The sequence below is a fragment of the uncultured Campylobacter sp. genome, from assembly GCF_938015785.1.
Classification (GTDB): domain Bacteria; phylum Campylobacterota; class Campylobacteria; order Campylobacterales; family Campylobacteraceae; genus Campylobacter_B.
The window spans coordinates 13,834-32,551 of record NZ_CALLWC010000024.1 but is presented as its reverse complement, the minus strand read 5'-3'; the positions used below and the strand labels follow the sequence as shown (position 1 = coordinate 32,551).

General features: G+C 46.8%; 14 protein-coding genes. 11 read left to right on the top strand and 3 right to left on the bottom strand.

The genetic code is table 11. From position 1 onward, the window contains the following. Positions 1 to 198: 198 nt before the first annotated feature. The 3 genes from Q0393_RS03170 to Q0393_RS03160 are packed head-to-tail and all read right to left on the bottom strand — an operon-like array spanning position 199 to position 4,336. Positions 199 to 3,006 carry an MMPL family transporter gene (locus Q0393_RS03170; RefSeq protein ID WP_298977855.1) on the bottom strand — a complete coding sequence of 936 codons (2,808 nt, stop codon included), beginning with the start codon at positions 3,004 to 3,006 and terminating at the stop codon, positions 199 to 201. Positions 3,007 to 3,029: 23 nt separating this feature from the next. After that, entirely contained in the window at positions 3,030 to 3,614 is a 585-nt protein-coding gene (locus Q0393_RS03165) for an ABC transporter substrate-binding protein (RefSeq protein ID WP_298703598.1), read from the bottom strand. Between the two features lie 2 nt (positions 3,615 to 3,616). Further along, positions 3,617 to 4,336, bottom strand: coding sequence for a VacJ family lipoprotein (locus Q0393_RS03160; RefSeq protein ID WP_298977853.1), 720 nt, complete (start codon positions 4,334 to 4,336; stop codon positions 3,617 to 3,619). Between the two features lie 183 nt (positions 4,337 to 4,519). Between Q0393_RS03160 and Q0393_RS03155 the strand changes: the two genes are divergently transcribed. The 11 genes from Q0393_RS03155 to Q0393_RS03105 all read left to right on the top strand — a co-directional run bounded on the left by Q0393_RS03155 (position 4,520) and on the right by Q0393_RS03105 (position 18,703). Beyond that, on the top strand, positions 4,520 to 5,308 hold the full coding sequence (locus tag Q0393_RS03155) for a TOBE domain-containing protein (RefSeq protein WP_298977850.1): 789 nt from the start codon (positions 4,520 to 4,522) through the stop codon (positions 5,306 to 5,308). A 102-nt stretch (positions 5,309 to 5,410) separates the two neighbouring features. After that, positions 5,411 to 6,178 (top strand): molybdate ABC transporter substrate-binding protein, encoded by a 768-nt coding sequence (modA, locus tag Q0393_RS03150; RefSeq protein ID WP_298977849.1) that lies wholly within the window; start codon positions 5,411 to 5,413, stop codon positions 6,176 to 6,178. Next, positions 6,178 to 6,570, top strand: coding sequence for a hypothetical protein (locus tag Q0393_RS03145; RefSeq protein ID WP_298977847.1), 393 nt, complete (start codon positions 6,178 to 6,180; stop codon positions 6,568 to 6,570). Before modA ends, Q0393_RS03145 begins: the two co-directional genes overlap by 1 nt. Beyond that, complete coding sequence (locus Q0393_RS03140; RefSeq protein ID WP_298977844.1) at positions 6,557 to 7,405, top strand: ABC transporter ATP-binding protein; 849 nt, start codon at positions 6,557 to 6,559, stop codon at positions 7,403 to 7,405. Before Q0393_RS03145 ends, Q0393_RS03140 begins: the two co-directional genes overlap by 14 nt. A gap of 1,017 nt (positions 7,406 to 8,422) precedes the next feature. Next, positions 8,423 to 9,112 (top strand): molybdate ABC transporter permease subunit, encoded by a 690-nt coding sequence (gene modB, locus Q0393_RS03135; RefSeq protein WP_298977842.1) that lies wholly within the window; start codon positions 8,423 to 8,425, stop codon positions 9,110 to 9,112. A gap of 51 nt (positions 9,113 to 9,163) precedes the next feature. Continuing rightward, a complete protein-coding gene (locus tag Q0393_RS03130; RefSeq protein ID WP_298977840.1) occupies positions 9,164 to 13,231 on the top strand; it encodes a diguanylate cyclase in 4,068 nt (1,355 codons plus the stop codon). After that, positions 13,228 to 14,091 carry an ATP phosphoribosyltransferase regulatory subunit gene (locus tag Q0393_RS03125; RefSeq protein WP_298977838.1) on the top strand — a complete coding sequence of 288 codons (864 nt, stop codon included), beginning with the start codon at positions 13,228 to 13,230 and terminating at the stop codon, positions 14,089 to 14,091. The genes Q0393_RS03130 and Q0393_RS03125 overlap by 4 nt, the downstream gene beginning before the upstream one ends. Next, positions 14,088 to 15,338, top strand: a complete 1,251-nt coding sequence (locus tag Q0393_RS03120; RefSeq protein ID WP_298977836.1) for an adenylosuccinate synthase — start codon at positions 14,088 to 14,090, stop codon at positions 15,336 to 15,338. The genes Q0393_RS03125 and Q0393_RS03120 overlap by 4 nt, the downstream gene beginning before the upstream one ends. Before the next feature lie 91 nt (positions 15,339 to 15,429). Continuing rightward, a complete protein-coding gene (locus tag Q0393_RS03115; protein ID WP_298977835.1) occupies positions 15,430 to 15,984 on the top strand; it encodes a DUF507 family protein in 555 nt (184 codons plus the stop codon). Then, positions 15,981 to 17,099 (top strand): glutamine-hydrolyzing carbamoyl-phosphate synthase small subunit, encoded by a 1,119-nt coding sequence (carA, locus tag Q0393_RS03110; RefSeq protein ID WP_298977834.1) that lies wholly within the window; start codon positions 15,981 to 15,983, stop codon positions 17,097 to 17,099. The genes Q0393_RS03115 and carA overlap by 4 nt, the downstream gene beginning before the upstream one ends. Before the next feature lie 878 nt (positions 17,100 to 17,977). Beyond that, on the top strand, positions 17,978 to 18,703 hold the full coding sequence (locus Q0393_RS03105; protein WP_298977833.1) for a response regulator transcription factor: 726 nt from the start codon (positions 17,978 to 17,980) through the stop codon (positions 18,701 to 18,703). Positions 18,704 to 18,718 lie beyond the last annotated feature (15 nt).

The window sequence follows — 18,718 nt, the reverse complement described above, 5'->3', positions numbered from 1 at the left end:
GCTGAAATTTGAGATAAATTCGAGAAGAACTAGAGATCAAGAATCGTAAAAGTGAAATTTGATGAAAGAATTCGGCGAGAGAGGGAGGGAATCGAACCCCCCGGAAAACGGTCAACCGCCCTCCTATCGGATTTGAAGTCCGCAGACGCCGCCAGGTCGCCATCCTCTCCAAATGCGGGAATTATAGCGAGATAAAATTTATTTAGCTTTAAAGAGGCTAAATTTTAAGCCCTTTCGGCTCATTATTAGCGACGGTAGGATTATGAGCGCACCCAAAAGAAGCAGGCTCATCACCAGACATATTAACATCCCAAAGTAGATCGTAGGCCAGAAATTGCTCATCATCATCACGCTAAAACCTAAAATGATCGCAAACGACGTATAATACATCGCGTATCCGATACTTGCGTGGCTCGCGCGGATCGCCGCGGCCTCGTCGCCAAGGCGCGCAAACTCGCGCTTGTAGCGATAGATATAGTGGATAACATCATCCACGCCGATACCGATGCTAATCGCCGCTATCGTAATACTCATGATATCCAGCGGAATGCCCGCAACGCCCATGATGCCGAAGCAAGCGCAAAGCGGGATTAAATTTACGACGATCGCGATAAGCGCGTATGAAAACGAGCGAAAGATGATCACGAAAAGCACGAAAAGCACGAGCACGGTGATACCCAGGGTGTCTATCTGCGAGCTCATCAGGCTTTGAAGCATATTGTTGTAAAGCACCATTATGCCGCTAATCTGCACCGTGACATTATCTTTAGCGAGCAGGGAGTCCAGATCGCGCTTAAGATCGGCTAGGAATTGCGCCCTGCGAAGATTCGGATCGCTGTCTATCGTGCGGACGCTAAAGTGCGCCTCGTTCGCTTCGATATTTACAAAGGGCGAAAGCACCAATTCACGGTAGTTTGCCGGCATTTCAGAGTAGATTAGAGCAAGGCTCAGATCGTCCAGATCGCGCCCCTGATTAATCTGCTTGCCGAGCTTCAAAAGCGACGCAAGCGAGCTTACGTTGCCGATAAACTCGTGCCCCGTGACGTTTTTGTCCTTCAAAAAATCATCTATTTTGCCGATGATACGCATCTTTTCGGATGTGAACCAATACTGCGGCTTGTTTTCGTTGGCGGCGTATTCGGCTTCAAAATCGCCAAAATCGTCGCTCGCGGTGGAATTATGCTCTAAATTTGCGGCATGGGTTTGATCTAAATTTACGGTGCCGCTTGGTTGCGATGTCGTGACGGAGCTTTGCGCGATAAAATTTTGATCATTGAAATTTTGCGCCACGGCAAGAGAACTTTGAGGTATGGAATTTCCTGCAATAGAATTTTGCGCTGTGGCGGTAGAATTCTGAGTAGCGGAATTATGCGCGGTAAAATTTTGCCCCGCAGGATTGGAATTTTCGCCGCTCTTAAAATTTGCGCTACCGCTTGCGGAATTTTCACTCCCGCTAGCAGTATCTGCGCCGCCTGCACTTTTAAATTTAACGACGATATCAAGCGGGATCGTTCCGCCCAGATTGGTATCGATGACCTCCATACCTGCGCGGATGTCGGTGCTTTTTTTGAAGTAGCCGATGAAGCTATTTTCGACGCGCAGCTGCGAGATACCGTATAGCCCAAAGATCACCGCTGCAGCACACACGCCGTAGACCACGCCTCTGCTACGCAGCGCTGTTTCAGCGCACCAAAGGGTAAATTTAAAGTGTTGCTCGAAGCTGCGATTATTGTGCGTACGCGGCAGAAGCGACATAACCGCGCCGAATACTCCAAATGCCGTAACTAGCGAGATACTGATGCCTACGCTCATCATAATTCCCAGAGAAATTACGGGTTTTATGTCGCAAAAAATTAGCGACATAAAACCGATAACGGTCGTAAAGATTGCGAAAAAGCAGGGTCTTGCGCGCTCGCGCAGCACCGCGTAAACGAGCTGGCGTTGCGAAAATGTGTGAAAGCGCGCGCTAAACTCGCGGTAGGCGACGATTAGGTGGATACAGACCGAAACCGTTATGATGAGTTGAAGCGCTATGAAATTTGAGCTAATCACCGTGACCTCAAAGCTCAAAAAGCCGAATAATCCCGCTGCAAGCACGACCGAATACGCGCAGATGATGAGCGGCAGCAGTATAAATTTCGCCTGTCTAAAAAAGAGCCAAAAGCAAGCTAACAGAAGCACCAAGGCGCCGAGTCCGTATGTCGTTAGATCCGAGCGGACGTAGCCTACCATATCGTCGGCGATCATATTTAGTCCGCCCAAAAATAGCCGATCGCCCGCAAATTCCTTCTCAAAGCCCGCGATCAGCGCACGCAAAGCCACAATGTCGCGGTGATCCTTTTCGCGCAGCTCGTCGCGGTAGGATTTGAAATTTTGCTCCGAAGCTTTAAGCGCATCTTTGAGCTGTGAAATTTGGACCTTTGAGCGGTTGCCCTCATGCTCCGCTTGCTTTAGAGCGCTTTTGGCTCCGTCTCTTAGGCGCAAAAGCTCCTCGTAGCGGGTCTGCGGTTTTAAATTTATTAAAATTGCGGTAGTGCGAAGATCGGCGCTTACTAAATTTGACGCATAAAAGGGGCTCGTAGAAAGCTCGCGTCTAGCCGCGGTTAAATTTACGTCTGCGTCGGTAAGAGTGGGTATGTGCTTAAGCAGCTCGCTCATGCCCTCGCTTTTGTTTAGCAAAAGCGGCACATTCGTGATGTCCGTGACGCTAGCGACGAAATCCAGCTTAGAAAAAGCGGCATCCATCTGCGCTATCTTGCGGATCGTCTCGGGCGCTAAAAGATCGCCTGCAGGAGTGTAGGCGACGACTAAGAAATTTGGCGTTTCGTAGCGCTTGGATACTTCGCGCCAAATTTGAAGATCCTCGTCGTTATCAAGCAGTAGCGTCTGGGTCGAAGCGTCGATCTCGAGCTTTGTGGAGTAATATCCGAAAAAGAGCGCCAGCGCCGTAAACAGCGCGAGCGTGATTTTCGGAAACGCGACGATTAGGCGAAAAATTTTTTTCAAATACCGCTCTTTTAGGCGCGTTGCTATTCGCCGCTATTGATGACGGTGGAATTTAGCCGCTTTATGAGCTCGTCAAAGCCCAAATTTTGCGTTACGTCGCCTAGCTGCGAGCGATAGGTTTGGATTAGGCTAACGCCCACGATATCGACATCGTAGATGCGCCAATCAGAGCCGTTAGGATAAAATTTAAAATCTATGTCGTAGTTTTTCTGCTCGCCGATGACCTGTGTTTTTAGCACGCGGCGCTTATCGCTCGGGCTTTGTTTGCTTAGCACCTTCATATCCTGATCGGTATAAAGCGAAAGCTTTTCGATAAAGGAGCGCTTTAGATGCGCCTCGAAAGCTTTATTAAATTCCGCGATCTGCGCAGGGCTAAGGCTCGCGTAATGTTTAGCAAGGGAGAGCTTTGCCATCATCTTGTAATCGAAGTAGCCGTCGAAAAGCGCAAAGATTTTCGCGGGCTTTGCATCTTTGGGTGCGCCGCTTCGCATAATACCTACGGCCTCGGCGACCTTTTGGCTCATCACAGGCTCGATATCCGCATCGCTAATAGCGTGCGCCGAAATCAAAAGCGCTCCGCAAAGCGCTAGAACTTTTAAAATTTTCATTTTTATTCCTTTATTAGTTTCTTGCGATTTTGCTCGTAAGCATCGCGTAAAAATGGATACAGATCCACCGCATCTTTGGTCATTTTTTCATAAAATTTCGGATCGCGCGAGTAGTCATTAAATATTCTAAATCCGTTGACGGAGTTTCGCACCGTACCGTCTTCGATATAGCTTATCGGATTTGTAAAATAATCCCCCACCATTCCGAAAGTATCGCGTAGATTGCTTTGCCCCAAAATCGGCCAGACGATATGCGGACCTGCCGGCACGCCCCAATACCCGAGTGTCTGCCCGAAATCCTCGTCGTGGCGCGGAATTCCGTAGTATTTGCCTGCCATATCATTAAGCCCGCCGAAGCCGACGGTCGAATTGATCAAAAACCGTTTCGTCTCGTCCCAAGAATTTTCAAATTTACCCTGCATCAGGTTGTTTACGAGCCTCATCGGATATAAAATATTATAGAAAAAATTTGAAAACGCGCCCTGGATCGGATCGGGCATTACATAGTCGTAACCGCTGGCTACGGGGGTTAGTATATATGAGTAAAATACGTCGTTGAAGCTCGTCATAACGCGGTTATAGCCGCTAAGCGGATCGAAAACCTCACGCTTGGCGAACTCCTCGTCAAAACCATCCGTATCGCTAGGCGCTACGTCTTGCTTTTGCGAGCAACCGCAAAGTGCCAATGCTGCGGTTAAGAATAGAATTTTTATAAATTTCAAATGCGACCCTTCTATATAAATCAAAGTGGCGATTTTACAAGTTTAAAGAAATTTTGTCAATAAGGGTAAAATTTCGTATATAATTTTCCTCTTTATATCGCAGAATAAAGCCTGTAGCCGTTTAAGAAATATATCAGAGGATATATTATAAAATCACGTGAAAGTAAACAAGAAAGGATGAAAATGGATGCAAAATTTGCTCTGGAATTTCTACTCGGCAACGAAGCATCGCTTTTAGCTAAGCATATTAAGCTACTTAAGGCCGTGGACGAAACTAAAAGTATTACAAAGGCCGCAGAGATCGTAGGAGTGTCGTATAAAAACGGCTGGGACGCGCTAAATTTAATTAACAACGCGAGCAAAAAGCCACTCATCGTTCGCACTCAAGGCACAAAGAAAAATAGCGGCTCCGAGCTCACCCCTTATGCTCACAAGCTGATCCGCGCCTATGATGCTATCAGCCATGCAGGCGAGACGTTTTTGAGCGAAATTTTAAAGCTTGACGAGATCACCGAAGAGAGCCTTTTAAGCTTAGAGAAAATCGGTATGAAGCTTTCTGCGCGCAATCAGCTAAGTGTTGAGATTACGGATGTTCAAACAGGCGCTGTAAATTCTCAAATCACGGCTAAACTCGCAGGTGGCGAAATTTTATGCGCGACGGTAACCGTAGAGAGCGAAAAAAATTTAGGGCTAAAGGTGGGCAAGGATGTGCTGTTTTTATTTAAGGCTCCAAGCGTCATCATCGCTAAAGGAGCCTCGGAGAAGCTAAAACTTAGTACGGCGAATCAAATCAAGGGCACGATTAGCGAGGTCAAAATCGGCGCGGTAAACGCAGAGATCTGTCTAGGCACAAGCTCGCATCAAAACATCACCGCGATCATCACGCGAGAATCTGCCACCGCGATGGCTCTAGGAGTAGGAGATGAGGTAACGGCGATCATCGAGCCTAGCGAGATCATTATTGGCGCGTAATAGGGTGAAAATTGGGTGCACAAAATTTTAAAATTTAAGGCGCAAATTTAAAATTTTAGATAGAATTCAATTCTCGGCGAGAGCCGAAACGAAAGGCATAAAATGAAGTTGAAAGCAGTGCTTTTAGGAATTTTAACCGCAGGCGCGCTTAACGCGGGTGAGGTCAGCGTAGCTGCCGCTGCGAACACGACGTATGCGTTTGACGAGATCAAGGCGGAATTTGCCAAGCTGCATCCGCAAACTACGCTAAATGTGAGCTTGGGCGCTAGCGGTGCGCTTAGCACGCAGATCAAAAACGGCGCTCCGTTTGATATTTTTATGGCGGCTGATATGAAATTTGCAGACGATCTACATAAAGATGGCTTTGCGACGGCGCCTGCCAAAACTTACGCCAAAGGCAAAGTGGCGATGTTCAGCGTGCGTGGCGTAGATCTTAGCAAGGGGCTTGAAATTTTAAAAGACCCTAGCGTTAAAATGATTTCCATAGCAAATCCAAAGACCGCTCCTTACGGCACCGCAAGCGTACAGGCCTTCCAAAAAGCGGGAGTTTACGATGAGATTAAAGGTAAAATCGTAGAAGCAAAATCGATCGGCGAGGCTCTTTCGCAAGCGCTTAAAGCTTCCGACGTCGGATTTATCGCGGCTAGCGCGATGTATGCGCCTAAGATGGCGAAGGACGGCTGCAACGATAAGCCTTGCAAGCAGGGCGAAAATTTCGTCTTGGTCGATACCAAACTCTACGAGCCGATAGCTCAAGGCATGGTCGTGCTAAACCGCGCCAAAGACAATGCCGAAGCCAAGGCGTTTTATGATTTTATCCTAAGCGATAAGGGCAGAGCGATCTTTGCTAAATACGGATACGAGTTTTAATGATTAGAGCGAGAATCAACGAAATTTTACAAAAAGACGGCATCCATTCTGTAGGATTTATCGCGGGCGGCATCAAGCTACGTGGCGTATTTCTGCAGCTAAGTAGCGAGCTTAAGGTGGGTAGCGAAGTTTACGTGGGCTTTAAAAGCACCGATGTGCTTTTATCTCGCGAAGCCCTAAGTGGTATATCTAGCGAAAATGAAATTCACGGCAAGATTATGAGCCTAAGCTTAGGTGAAATTCTATGCACGCTCAGGTTTGAAGGCAAGATAAGCTTTGATGTGCTCATTAGCGCGCATTCTGCGCAGGAGCTTGCTTTACGCGAGGGCGACGAGGTTTTCGCATACGTTAGCGCCACTGCGATATATATAGAAAAATATGATAACGATTGATTGTAAGAAAAAAATCAGTGATGATTTCTCGATTGATGCTCGCTTAGAGATTAACAAGGGCTCGTTTGTGTGCCTATATGGGCGCAGCGGCAGCGGTAAGACTACACTGCTGCGCATTTTGGCTGGATTTTTGCGCGCAGATAGTGGTAGCATAAAGGACGGCGATCGTGTGCTGCAAGAAGGCAATGAATTCTTAAGTGCGGGCAAGCGCAGGATCGGCTTTTTATTTCAAGACTACGCACTTTTTGAAAACATGAGCGTGACGGGTAATCTACTTTTTGCCAGAAACGATCCGCAAAAAGCTGCGATGCTGCTTGAAATTTTAGAGCTTAGCGAGTTTGTGAAATCCGGCGTCGAGGGTCTTAGCGGCGGACAGAAGCAGCGCGTAGCGCTTGCTCGCGCACTGATGCAAGAGCCTGAAATTTTGCTACTTGACGAGCCGCTTTCGGCGCTTGATTTTACGATGCGCGAAAAAATCCAAGAGTATTTGATAAAGATCCACGAGCAGTTTCATCAGACCATAATTTTAGTAAGCCACGACGTAAGCGAGATCTATAGGCTTTGCAAGCGAGTTTATGAGATGAAGGACGGCAGGATCGTTCGCACCGGTACGCCGGAGGAAATTTTTCTTAAAACTAGCGGCTCACAGAAGTTTTCTTTCGTGGGCAAGGTTGTCGATTTGCAAGCACGCGACGGGGTCAAAGTGGCTGTCGTAGCGATCGGCAGCCAGCTGTGCGAAGTGGTGCTAAGCGGTGCAGAAGCCGAGGGCTTGCAAGTAGGCGACGAGGTCAAAACAGGCGCCAAAGCCTTTAATATCACTCTGCGTAAAATTTAAACTTGCAGGCAAGCTTGGGCTCGCATAAGTGAGAAACTTCAACTAGATTAGAGATTTAAATACAGGCTCTTATGGAATTTTGCGAAATTTTAGCTAGATTTGTCCGCAAAATACGGGGAGGTTTTAAAATTTCATTCGCATCGCGCTTAGATTTTAATGAAACACAAAATTTAAACGCAGGCTAGAGCAAAATTGCAATGTAAGACTAGATAGCGTGGGGAAGTTAAGCTTTAAATTTTAGATTTTGCGCGGGCATGCGCCACTAAATTCCTTCTTTGAATTTATTGATTGGCGCGGTAGGTTTATTTTTAAATTTAGCGACTTTTGATTTACTTTTTTTGGCAGGAGTTGCGTGAATTCTATCATGCGATCTTGGTAAAAATTTAATGTGAAGCTTCGTAAAAACTTAAAAGTTTAGATTTGGAATTTTGCCTAGATTTTGTGGCTTTGAAATTTTAAAAGCTTTAACGGCTCGAAGCTTGCGCGTTAAACTCGCTTAATGAGCTATGGCAGGTTTTCATTAACCCGGTTTTCTAGATTTATGCGAAATTTTAAAATTTTGTTTTGTCAGGCTCAATGTAATTTCACTAGGTCGTTCGGAAGGTGCCGTTTAGCCTATCTTTCGTGAAATTTGCGCTCAGATAAATCCTGCCCGCTCAAGTTTTAAAGCTAAGCTAAGCTTTTTGAAATTTAGCTCAGCAAAATTCGTGACCTTAAAAATTTGCCAGCTTAGTAGAGTTTAAATGCCTGACGGAATTTGCACGCTTGAAGGAATTTATTAGCCAAGCAATTTATAAAATTCCGCCCAGTTTGGCTTGCGCGGAATTTCCAAAATTTCATTTGGCTAAAGCTCTTGCGCAGCTAGGTCTGCGCAGAATTTTTCAAAATTTCATTTTGCAAGACCTTATGACTATGAGGTTTGCGCAAATTCTATCTAGCTTTGCCTCTAAATTTTAAAGTAGGGCTAGGCTTTTAAGATTTTATAGTTTGGGCCCAGTGGCTCGGCTCGGAGGATAAATGTTTGAAATTCTAAAGGGGCTCGATTACACGCCGTTTCTCGTCTCATTAAAGCTTGCGAGCTTGACGACGCTCGCGTTGTTTATCATCTGCGTGCCGCTCGCATTTTTTATGGCGAGAAAAAATTTCCGCGGCAAAAGCGTGATCGAATCGATTATCTCGCTTCCGCTCGTGCTGCCGCCATCGGTGCTAGGCTTTTACCTACTCGTTTTTTTATCGCCGTATTCGGTGCTAGGGGAGTTTTTTGACAAACACTTCGGACTTCGGCTCGTATTTAATTTCAGCGGGCTAGTGATCGCGAGCTGTATCTACTCGCTGCCGTTTATGTTTTCACCGCTGGTTTCGGGCTTTCGCTCGCTTCCGCGCTCGCTTTTTTGGGCGTGCGACTCGCTCGGCAAGGGCTATTTTTCCAAGCTGTTTCGCGTCGCGTTGCCTGCGATACGCCACTCCCTGCTTAGCGCCTTGGTGATCTGCTTTGCGCATACGATGGGCGAGTTCGGCGTCGTGCTGATGATCGGCGGCAGCGTGAGCGAGCAGACCAAGGTCGCTTCCATCGCGATCTACGAAGCAACCGAAACGCTCGATTTTGCGCAGGCTCACGCGTATTCGGCACTGATGCTTATCTTTAGCTTCGCAGTGCTTTTGATCATGCATTTTTTGAGTGCGCGCGGCTCAAAAATCAAAGCTTAAATAGGCTTTAAAACGAAATTTGCTAAAATCCCGCAAAATTTGGAATTTGGCATGAAAAACAAAAAAGACTTCGTTACCGAAAGATTTAACGCCGCCTTGATTCTAGGCGCTGCACTACTTACGCTTGTAGTAGTTTGCGAGATTAGCTTTTTGCGTACTAGGATCGCTACGCAGCTTGATTTGCGGACGCGCACAGCGATTACTTTACTTAAAAATACCGACGAGTCGCTTTTTAGCGAGCTTGAAATTCTAAAAGAAAATATCCTTTCTTTAGACGCAAGGCACGAAGCTGCACAAAGCAAGCTTTATGCGGATTTGATCCGTAATGTCGTAAAATCTTCTCATAGATTTGACGCTATTTTTTATCTGCGCGCCCGCGGCGCGGAGCAGGAGAGCTTGGCGCATTTTTCATCGGATGCGCGTATTTCGGATCTTGGCGAGATACGGCTTGCGGATATCACAAGCGAGCTAAAAAAGGATGAATGGGTATCGCGCTATATGATGATGGATGGGGCGTGGCGGTATTTTTTGATCAAGCGCGTAAATGCCGATTCGTATCTGCTAGGCTTTGCCAACACCGCTAGGCCGATTGCCAGGCTTTCTTCGCTGGGTGATATTTTGGTCTTTAACGCCGAAGGTAAATTTTTTAACACTCCTGGCAGTGTAACCGATATATTGGGGCAGGATTTTGATTTTTCGCGCCTAGGCGAAGTGGTAAGCTTCGAAGACGAATCTGGGCTAGGCTTTGCTTATCTTGCGAAATTTGGAGATAATTTCGTAATGGCTCGCGAACGAGCCGGCTATTTTTTAGGCGCGGACGATTTTATCGTCGTAGCGCTAGCGGCGGCTATTTTAGCTTATTTAATCCTTCTAATTTCAAATTTTACGTTTTTAAAAAAGCGCATTTTTATCCCGCTTGCGGCAGTTCAAAACGCGCTGCGCCAAGGGGATTATCACTCCAAAATCCGCGACATAGAAGCGCTAAATCCGCTAAGCTCCGTCTTAGAAATTTCTAAATCCATAGACGAGGTCTTGAAGTCTAATTTGCGCCACGGAGATTTTAGCCTCAGCTTTAAAGATGCGCTAAAATATAGCTCCCTTTCAGTTCTTAGCATCGATAACGTAGCAGGCACGATCGAAAGCGCTAGCAACGGCGCACGCGAGCTTTACGGCGATGACGTCGTAGGACGGAATATATTCGCGCTGCAAGCAGGCTCGTTTTACGATCACGCCTATCAAACCCAGCGCGCAAACTATGTCAAAGAAAACTATGTCGTAACCCGCCAAGAGACCAAAAATGGCGTCAAAGACCTTTATGTTAAAAAATCTTATATCCGCGACGGAAGTAAAATTTCAACCCTTTTTGTGGTACTGGATGCGTCAAAATATCGCAGATTTTACGATGAAACTAAGCAAAAATATGAGTATTTAAATCACGCGCCTATCGTTACACTCGTGTTTGACTACACTTCGGGCAAGATCGTAGATGCTAGTAAAAATATAAAAGAGCTTTGGGGTTACGAAGCGGCGCAGTTTTTAAGCGGCGAGATAAGGCTATGGGATTTGCTGGATGAAAAGGATGCGAATGAGGCTAAAAATGAAATTTTAAACCGCTTAGCCGATATGCCTTCAGAAGAGCTAAGCTTTTCTCAAAGCTATAAAATTCGCCACAACGACAATATCCGCTATAGCTACGAAGTGAGCATCTATGTCAAAAAGTCCGCCGCCAGGGCTGCGTTTTATTTTCAAAATATTGATGACGATGTTAAGGCGATCCGCGGCTTGCAGGAGGATTTGGACTTTTATCGCACCGTAATCGAGACTAGGAATTTTTGTACCTGCTTAATCGATCTTGATGCGCAGACGCTGTCGTTTGATAAAAATTACTTTAAAATTTTAAAATATCGCGGCAAAAGGCTAAATACTGAGATGAGCTTTGGGGAGTTTAGTTATGAAATTTACTTCGCGGATTTAGAGAATTTCAATAAAATGATCCGCGAATGCACCGCCGGGCTTAGGAGCGATTTTAGCTGCGAATTCCGTCTGCGAAACGCCGCTAATGCCTATACTTGGATCAGTATGCAAGGCTACGTCACCGAAAAGCACGACTCTCGCTCTCGCCTTGTAAAAACTACGCTCGAAGATATCAGCTCGCGCAAACAGACGGAGCTGGAGTTAAATTTAAACGCCAACGTCTTTTCGCGCTCGCTAGAGGCGATCTTAATCACAGATGAGAGCGGTCGCGTGCTGCGCGCTAATAACGCTTTTTACGAAATCACCGGCTATAGCGAAAGCCAAACTATCGGCAAAATTCCAAATTTCTTCGCTCCTACGGAGGGCGGAGCAGACGTGATGGAGAGGATTAGAAAAAATCTCGTCGGCAAACAGACCTCTTACAAAGATGAAATTTACGGACTAAAAAGAGGTGGTGGCACCTTTCCTGCGCTATTTACGGCAATTGCGATAAAGGATGATTTTTCGCTTACCTCAAATTTCATTTTGATGTTTACCGAAATTTCGCAGATCAAGCAAAAAGAGAGCGAGCTAGCCAAGATCGCCCATCACGACGCGCTTACCGGGCTTCCAAATAGAGTGTATTTTATGAAGGCTGCGCAGAGATTTACCGCAAACTCGGGCGAAAACTCCAAGCTTATGGCGGTGCTTTTCATCGATTTTGACGGCTTTAAGGCGATCAATGACACCTACGGGCACGAGGTCGGCGATATGTTTTTACAAGCGATCTCAAAGGCGATGAGCGGGCTATTGCGTAAAGGTGATACCTTAGCGCGCTTAGGCGGCGATGAGTTTGGCGCCATCATCGGCGATCTGCAAAGCAAGGATGCCGCGCATGTGCTATTAGATCGTCTGCTTGGAATTTCAAAGATGAAATTTAATCTTAAAGGCAACGAAATTAGCGCAAGCATCAGCGTTGGCGCAGCGTTTTACGACGGCAGCGAAAAGATCGATTTTCCAGGACTTTTATCGCGCGCGGATAGGGCGATGTATCGCGCTAAAACGAGTGGTAAAAACCGCTACTGCATCTTTGAGCGCGCCGAAGCAGACGAACCTAGCGAGGAAGGGATTGCTGCGGCGATCGAAGAGGGGGAGTTTTTCGTGCTCTATCAGCCGATCATTAGCGGCGCGCAGATTTACGGATATGAGCTGCTTTTACGCTGGGATCGCGGAAAACACGGAATTCTTGCCCCGCAGGATTTTGCGCAGATATTAAGCGAGCCGCGATTTGAGTTGCTAATCTCAAAATTTGCGTTTTCAAAGATGATGGAATTTAACGCTCAAACGGGCGCAAACTGCTCTATAAACGTAAGTCTAGCCGTGCTTACAAACGACGAATTTTACGATTTCGTAGCTCATAGCTTGCGAGATAGGGCTAATGCAAAAGGCGAGTTGATGTTTGAGATAACCGATTTTAGCGAGCAAAATTTTAAGGAATTCGCCCCTGCACGTGGGCGTTATGCAGATCTTGGGGTTAAATTTGCTCTTAATAGTGCAAATAAAAGCAATATCCCATTCCTGAATGCCCAGCCTTTCGATGTCGTTAAAATCGACCGCGAGCTCTGCCTTGACATAGGCAAGAAAAAAAATGCTATCCGAACGATGGTGGAGATCACGGGTAAGCTAAAGCGGGAGTTTGGTTTTGCTCTCGGTGCTCAAGGGGTCGAAAACGCGCTATCGCTGCGGCTTTTAAATAATCTAAAATTTAACTATCTGCAGGGAAATTTTATCGCAAAAGCGCTGGATCGCAGAGAGATAGACGCTTTCATCGCGCGATTTAAAGATACGCCCAAGCTCGCAGCCATCGACAAAGATGAGCTTATCAGCTTCTTAAATGCGCTTGATTACAAAGAGCTTGCTTTAAGCTTCGTTTCGCGCGCCGATGCGGGCGATTTGAGCCCGGGAGAGTTTGAAGGCTTTAGGGCGAAATTCGGCGAAATTTTAAATAAAACTCAAAACGCCGGCAGCGAAAAATTTGCGCTAAATACAGAAATACGTAAGCAAATTTTAGATATTCTTTCGCTTGATTATCGCGCTTTGGCAAGCTTCATTCAGAGCTTTAAAACGCGGCTAAATCAGTTCATAAGCGATTTGGAGGCAGTATGATAGATAGCGTTAGCGCCGATTTCGATCACGAGATACCCAACGGCTCGAGGCTTTATTTCGGAAAGAGCGCGCAGCTCAAGCGCGAACTGGAAAATAAAGCGAGCGAAATCCTCGTTAAAAACGGCTTTAGCGAAATTTTAACGCCATATTTTTCATATCATCAACACCTAAGCGTCGCGCCGCAAAAGCTTCTTAAGCTCTCCGATCCCACAAACCACGAGCTAGCGCTTCGCGCAGACAGCACCGTGGACGTTGTGCGTATCGTGCGTAAGCGGCTGAAAGACGATAAGCTAAGGCGGCTATTTTATGTGCAGCCGACCTTCAAATACCCAAGCGACGAGTTTTATCAGATCGGCGCGGAGCTGATCGGGGAGAAAAATTTGCCGCTTGCGATCAAAATCGCGCAGGAATTTTTTAAAGAATTTGATCTTGTGCCCGCGCTTCAGCTAAGCAACATAGAAATTCCGAAAAAAATCTGCGAAATTTTAAATTTGCCGCTTGAAATTTTTGAAAAGGGCAAGATCGAGACGCTGCTTGAGCAAAATTTGCCTTGGCTGGATGCTACGGCTCGCGCCACGTCGCTAAAGGACGTGCAGGCTCTGCGCGCGCAGGTGCCTGAAGAGCTCGTGCCGTGCCTAGATGAAATTTTAAGCCTAGGCGTGGATTACGAGCGTATCTGTGTTTCGCTGCTATATTACTCTAAAATGCGCTATTACGACGCGCTATTTTTTAGATTTTTAGACGCGGGCGCGGTGTATTGTAACGGCGGAAATTACGAGATTGACGGGCTAAAATCCAGCGGCTTTGCGCTGCTAGTGGATGCTTTGATAGAAAAAATTATGCAAAAGGATGAGAAATGAGTAAAGCCAACGTAGTAATCGGCGCCCAATGGGGCGATGAGGGCAAGGGCAAGATCGTAGATATGATAAGCGCGAATTACGATTTCGTATGTCGCAGTAGCGGCGGGCACAACGCAGGCCACACCATCGTCATAAACGGCGAGAAATTTGCGCTACATCTAGTTCCTAGCGGCGTGCTTCACAAAAATATCATCAACATCATCGGAAACGGCGTCGTGATCAATCCCGACGTGCTGATTACCGAGATGGCGCAGTTTGAAAATTTAAAGGGCAGATTTTTCATAAGCGAAAAGGCGTTTTTAAATTTACAGTACCACTCGCTGATCGATCAGGCGCGCGAAAAGAGCAAGGGCGAGCTCGCGATCGGCACCACCGGCAAGGGTATAGGGCCTGCGTATGCCGATAAGATCGCGCGCACGGGACACCGCGTAGCGGAGCTTTTAGAGCCTGAAAGGCTTGCCGAGGCGCTATCGCGCGATTTTGCTTCGCATGAGAGCGTTTTTGAAAAAGCGGGGGTTAAAATTCCTAGCAAGCTTGAAATTTATGACGAGCTAAAGCGCTATAAAAGCGCGCTCGAGCCATACATCGCCGATACCACGCACATGCTGTGGAAGGCGCTTGATTACGACAAGCGCGTGCTCGTAGAGGGGGCACAAGGAAGCCTGCTTGATATCGATCACGGCACTTATCCTTACGTCACGAGCTCGACGACTATCGCGGGCGGGGCTTGCAGCGGGCTTGGGCTCGCGCCGAAAGATATCGGCACGGTGATGGGAATTTTAAAAGCCTACACCACCCGTGTGGGCAACGGCGCGTTTCCTACCGAGGATAAGGGTCCGCAAGGCGAGGCGATGCGCGAGATCGGCAAAGAGTACGGTACTACGACGGGACGGGCGCGCCGCTGCGGTTGGTTCGACGGAGTGGCTACGAAATACGCCGTGCGCCTTAGCGGCATCGACAAGCTCGCGCTTATGAAACTTGACGTCTTAGACGGCTTTGAGAGTATTAAAATTTGCCGTGCATATCGCTACAAGGGGGAGGAGATCGATTATTTCCCGATCGATTTGGAAGCTGCCGAGCCGGTTTATGAGCAGATGCCTGGCTGGGACAGCGTCAAAGGAATTTCAAAATTTGAAGATCTGCCGCAAAACGCGCAAAATTATATCCGCAAAATAGAGGAGCTAAGCGGCGCGAAAGTGGGCTTTATCTCCACTAGTCCCGAAAGAAGCGACACGATAATTTTATAAAATCGGGCGGAATTTTAAGAATTTTAAAATTCCGCCGTTTGCAAACGCGGGCGGCGCGACCGCTCGTAGAACTGAATTTAAAGGAACGATCATGCGAATACGACTACCACACGTGCCATATATCGCGCATAAAATAGCGCTGGATCTGCTAAACTCTGGTTGCGTTACGCTCGGTGCGGGTATAGAGCCCGTCGCCAAGGAAGCGGACGAGATCATAAGGGCCGATCTGCAAAAAGAAAGAGCGATAGACGAGCGCGCAAACGAGCTGATAGATGAGCGCATAAGCGAGCTTGATGAGATGAGCGTGAATAAAAAAGATATGTTTTGGCTCATCAAACGCCACATCGCAAACGACGAGAATTTTGAGCTAAATTTCGAGGATCGCTACGGCACCATATCGCATAAAATTTTAGAAACCGTTTGGAAGAAAAATTTGATCGATTACAAAGTCTCCGAAAACAGGCTAAAGACGATAATTTATAACGCGATCGACGAATATCTTAAAAATTATCAAAAGATTGAGGATGCGGTCTATGAAAAGATCGATGGCTACAAGCAAAAATTGATCCCAGGTACCGAAGAATACGAGCTGGTGTTTGAAAAGCTCTACGAAGAGGAGCTAAGAAAACGGGGCATGCTGCAATGAATGCGTATATCTACATAGAAAACGGCATCTACCTGCAAGCCAAGGCGTTCGGCAAGGGCGGCAGCGCATTCGGCGAGCTCGTGTTTAACACCTCCGCCACGGGCTACGAGGAGATCATCTCGGATCCCAGCTACGCGGGGCAGTTTATTATTTTCACTATGCCTGAAATCGGCATCGTAGGGATCAACGAAAACGACAAAGAAAGCTCCAAAATCCATGCCAGCGGAATTTTCGTAAGAAATTTTAACAACGAGCCTTCAAATTTCCGCTCGCAGATGAGCTTGGAGGATTATTTTCTGCAAAACGGAAAATTCGGCGTTTACGACATTGACACTAGATTTTTAACCAAGATGCTGCGCGATCAGGGCAGTCTGCGCGCCTTCGTCTCTACCGAGATCAGCGATAAGGCGGCTCTTAAAAAGGCGCTTAGCGAATCTGCACGCATAGAGGAGATCAACTACGTAAGCATCGTAAGCACGAAGGCGCCGTATAAGCACACATCTGGTCGCTGGGACGCCACGCGCGGAAGCTACGCTCAGCCCGCAAGCTGCGGCAAAAAGATAGCCGTGATCGATTACGGCGTAAAGCGAAACATCCTAAACGAGCTTTGCGATCTAGGGCTCGGAGTAGAGGTTTTCCCGCACGACGTTAAAGCGGAGAGCTTGATCGCCAAATTTAAAGAGGGGCAGATCGACGGCGTGTTTTTATCAAACGGCCCGGGCGAGCCGCGCATGCTTAAAGAGGAGATCGCGCAGATCAAAAAGATGGTCGAAGCGCGCGTGCCGATTTTTGGAATTTGTCTGGGTCATCAGCTGCTAAGCAACGCGATGGGATATGAGACCTACAAGCTGAAATTCGGCCAGCACGGCGCAAACCACCCCGTGCAAAACCTGCGCACCAAATCGATCGAGATCACCGCGCAAAACCACAACTACAACGTTCCAGAGACCATCGCGCAGATCTGCGAGATCACGCACCGAAACCTTTTCGACGGCACGATCGAGGGCGTGCGCTACAAGGAGTATCCCGTATTTTCGGTGCAGCACCACCCCGAAGCAAGCGCAGGGCCTACGGAGAGCAAATATATATTCAAAGAATTTCTTGAAATTTTATGATTTTTGAAATTTTGTCTGTATGAAATTTTACCGCGGTCGTGCGGTAAAATTTTAAATTTGCGGAAGGCTTTAAATTCTAACGCGGTCTTTGCATTGTAAATTTAAAGCCCGTCGCAGCCTGGATAATTGCAGGCTGGAGCAGTACGCAAAGCGCGCTTTTGCGAACTAAGGATTGCCGCGGTGATTTTGGATTAAGCAGCTTTTTGGATGAAGCGATCTGTGCTAGTTGCGATTTTAAATTTAAACCGGCTGCGCACCGCATGCTTTTCATTCGTGAGATTTTTGCATCCGCTTAGCTTTTAAGCGCACGCGCGGATAAATTTTATGCGTTTTAAATTTAAAAATTGGGCTTGGCGCGCTTAGTCCTTTCAAAAAACAGATCCTGCGGCACATTTCTCATAGCTTCAAGCCCTTTAAATTTTACGAACCGTTTTGTTGCCGTCAAAAGTTGCGCTAGTAAGCTGCCCTGTCGCCCGTAAAATTTTATCTAACGTCGCCCGCCCGTTAAAGTCTTATTGACGCAATTTTGCCAGTTATGCCCTAGTTTTTGATAAATTATACCTGCCCTTCAAACCTTATCGGCGCCGTTTCATTTCCCTCTAAAAGCCATTTGCCTAAAATAAAATTCCACTCCGCCGCGTAGTGAAATTTTACCTGCGCTAGCTTTAAAATTTTACTTTCAGCCGTTATAAATCTCTTTCGCACCGATAAATTTAATTCGCGTTACTTTAAATTTCTACTCCATTCCTAGGCTGCGGTTTTTACTTACGCTTGTTTTTTTAATCCCGCCCATATTTGCACCTAAAATAAGAGTTGTGTTACTTTATGAAATTAAATTTTTAACTTAACATTGTTTTAAGCTCAATAAAAGAGAAAATTTGAAAGAATTTCATTTGAAATTTCGCCTTGAGGGGTCTGCTATGAGCTGCGCTTTAAAAGAGCTGGACGTCTTGCTAGTCGAGGATGATACTAAATTGCTAGCCTCGCTGCATAAGGCGTTTGAGGGTATTTTTAACAACGTTTATAATGCCCAAAACGGGCTTGAAGGTGTGAAAAAATTCAAAAAATTTAGTCCTAATCTCGTCATTACCGACATTTTAATGCCGATTGAAGATGGGCTAGCGATGATACGTCAGATTAAGCAGATCTTTCCGCATGCCCCTATCGTGGTGCTTAGCGGCTTCAGTAGGGAGGAGCAGCTAAAAGGCGTTATGGAGATTGGCGTCGAGCGGTATTACTTTAAGCCGGTAGATATCGCCGCATTTGTGCTAGAGATAAGTGCGCTGATGAAGTCTAAGCTGGACTCTGTGCGAGTCGTAAATATGGGCGCAGGCTACGTATTTGACGGGCTTCGCCGTATTTTACTGAAGGATGGCGAGCAGATCGTGCTTACTAAAAAGGAGCTTTCTTTTGTCTCGCTGCTAGCCAGTCGCGTGGGCGAGCTGGTGCTTTACGAGGAGATCAAGCGTTACGTCTGGACCGAAGGAGCCGTGAGTGATACGGCGCTTCGCACTTTCGTCAAGCGTATCCGCGATAAAGTGGGTGGCGAAATCATAAAAAACGTCCCGAGCCTGGGATACAAGATCGAGCCTGAGCCAGCTTAAATTTGATCGCGTTTT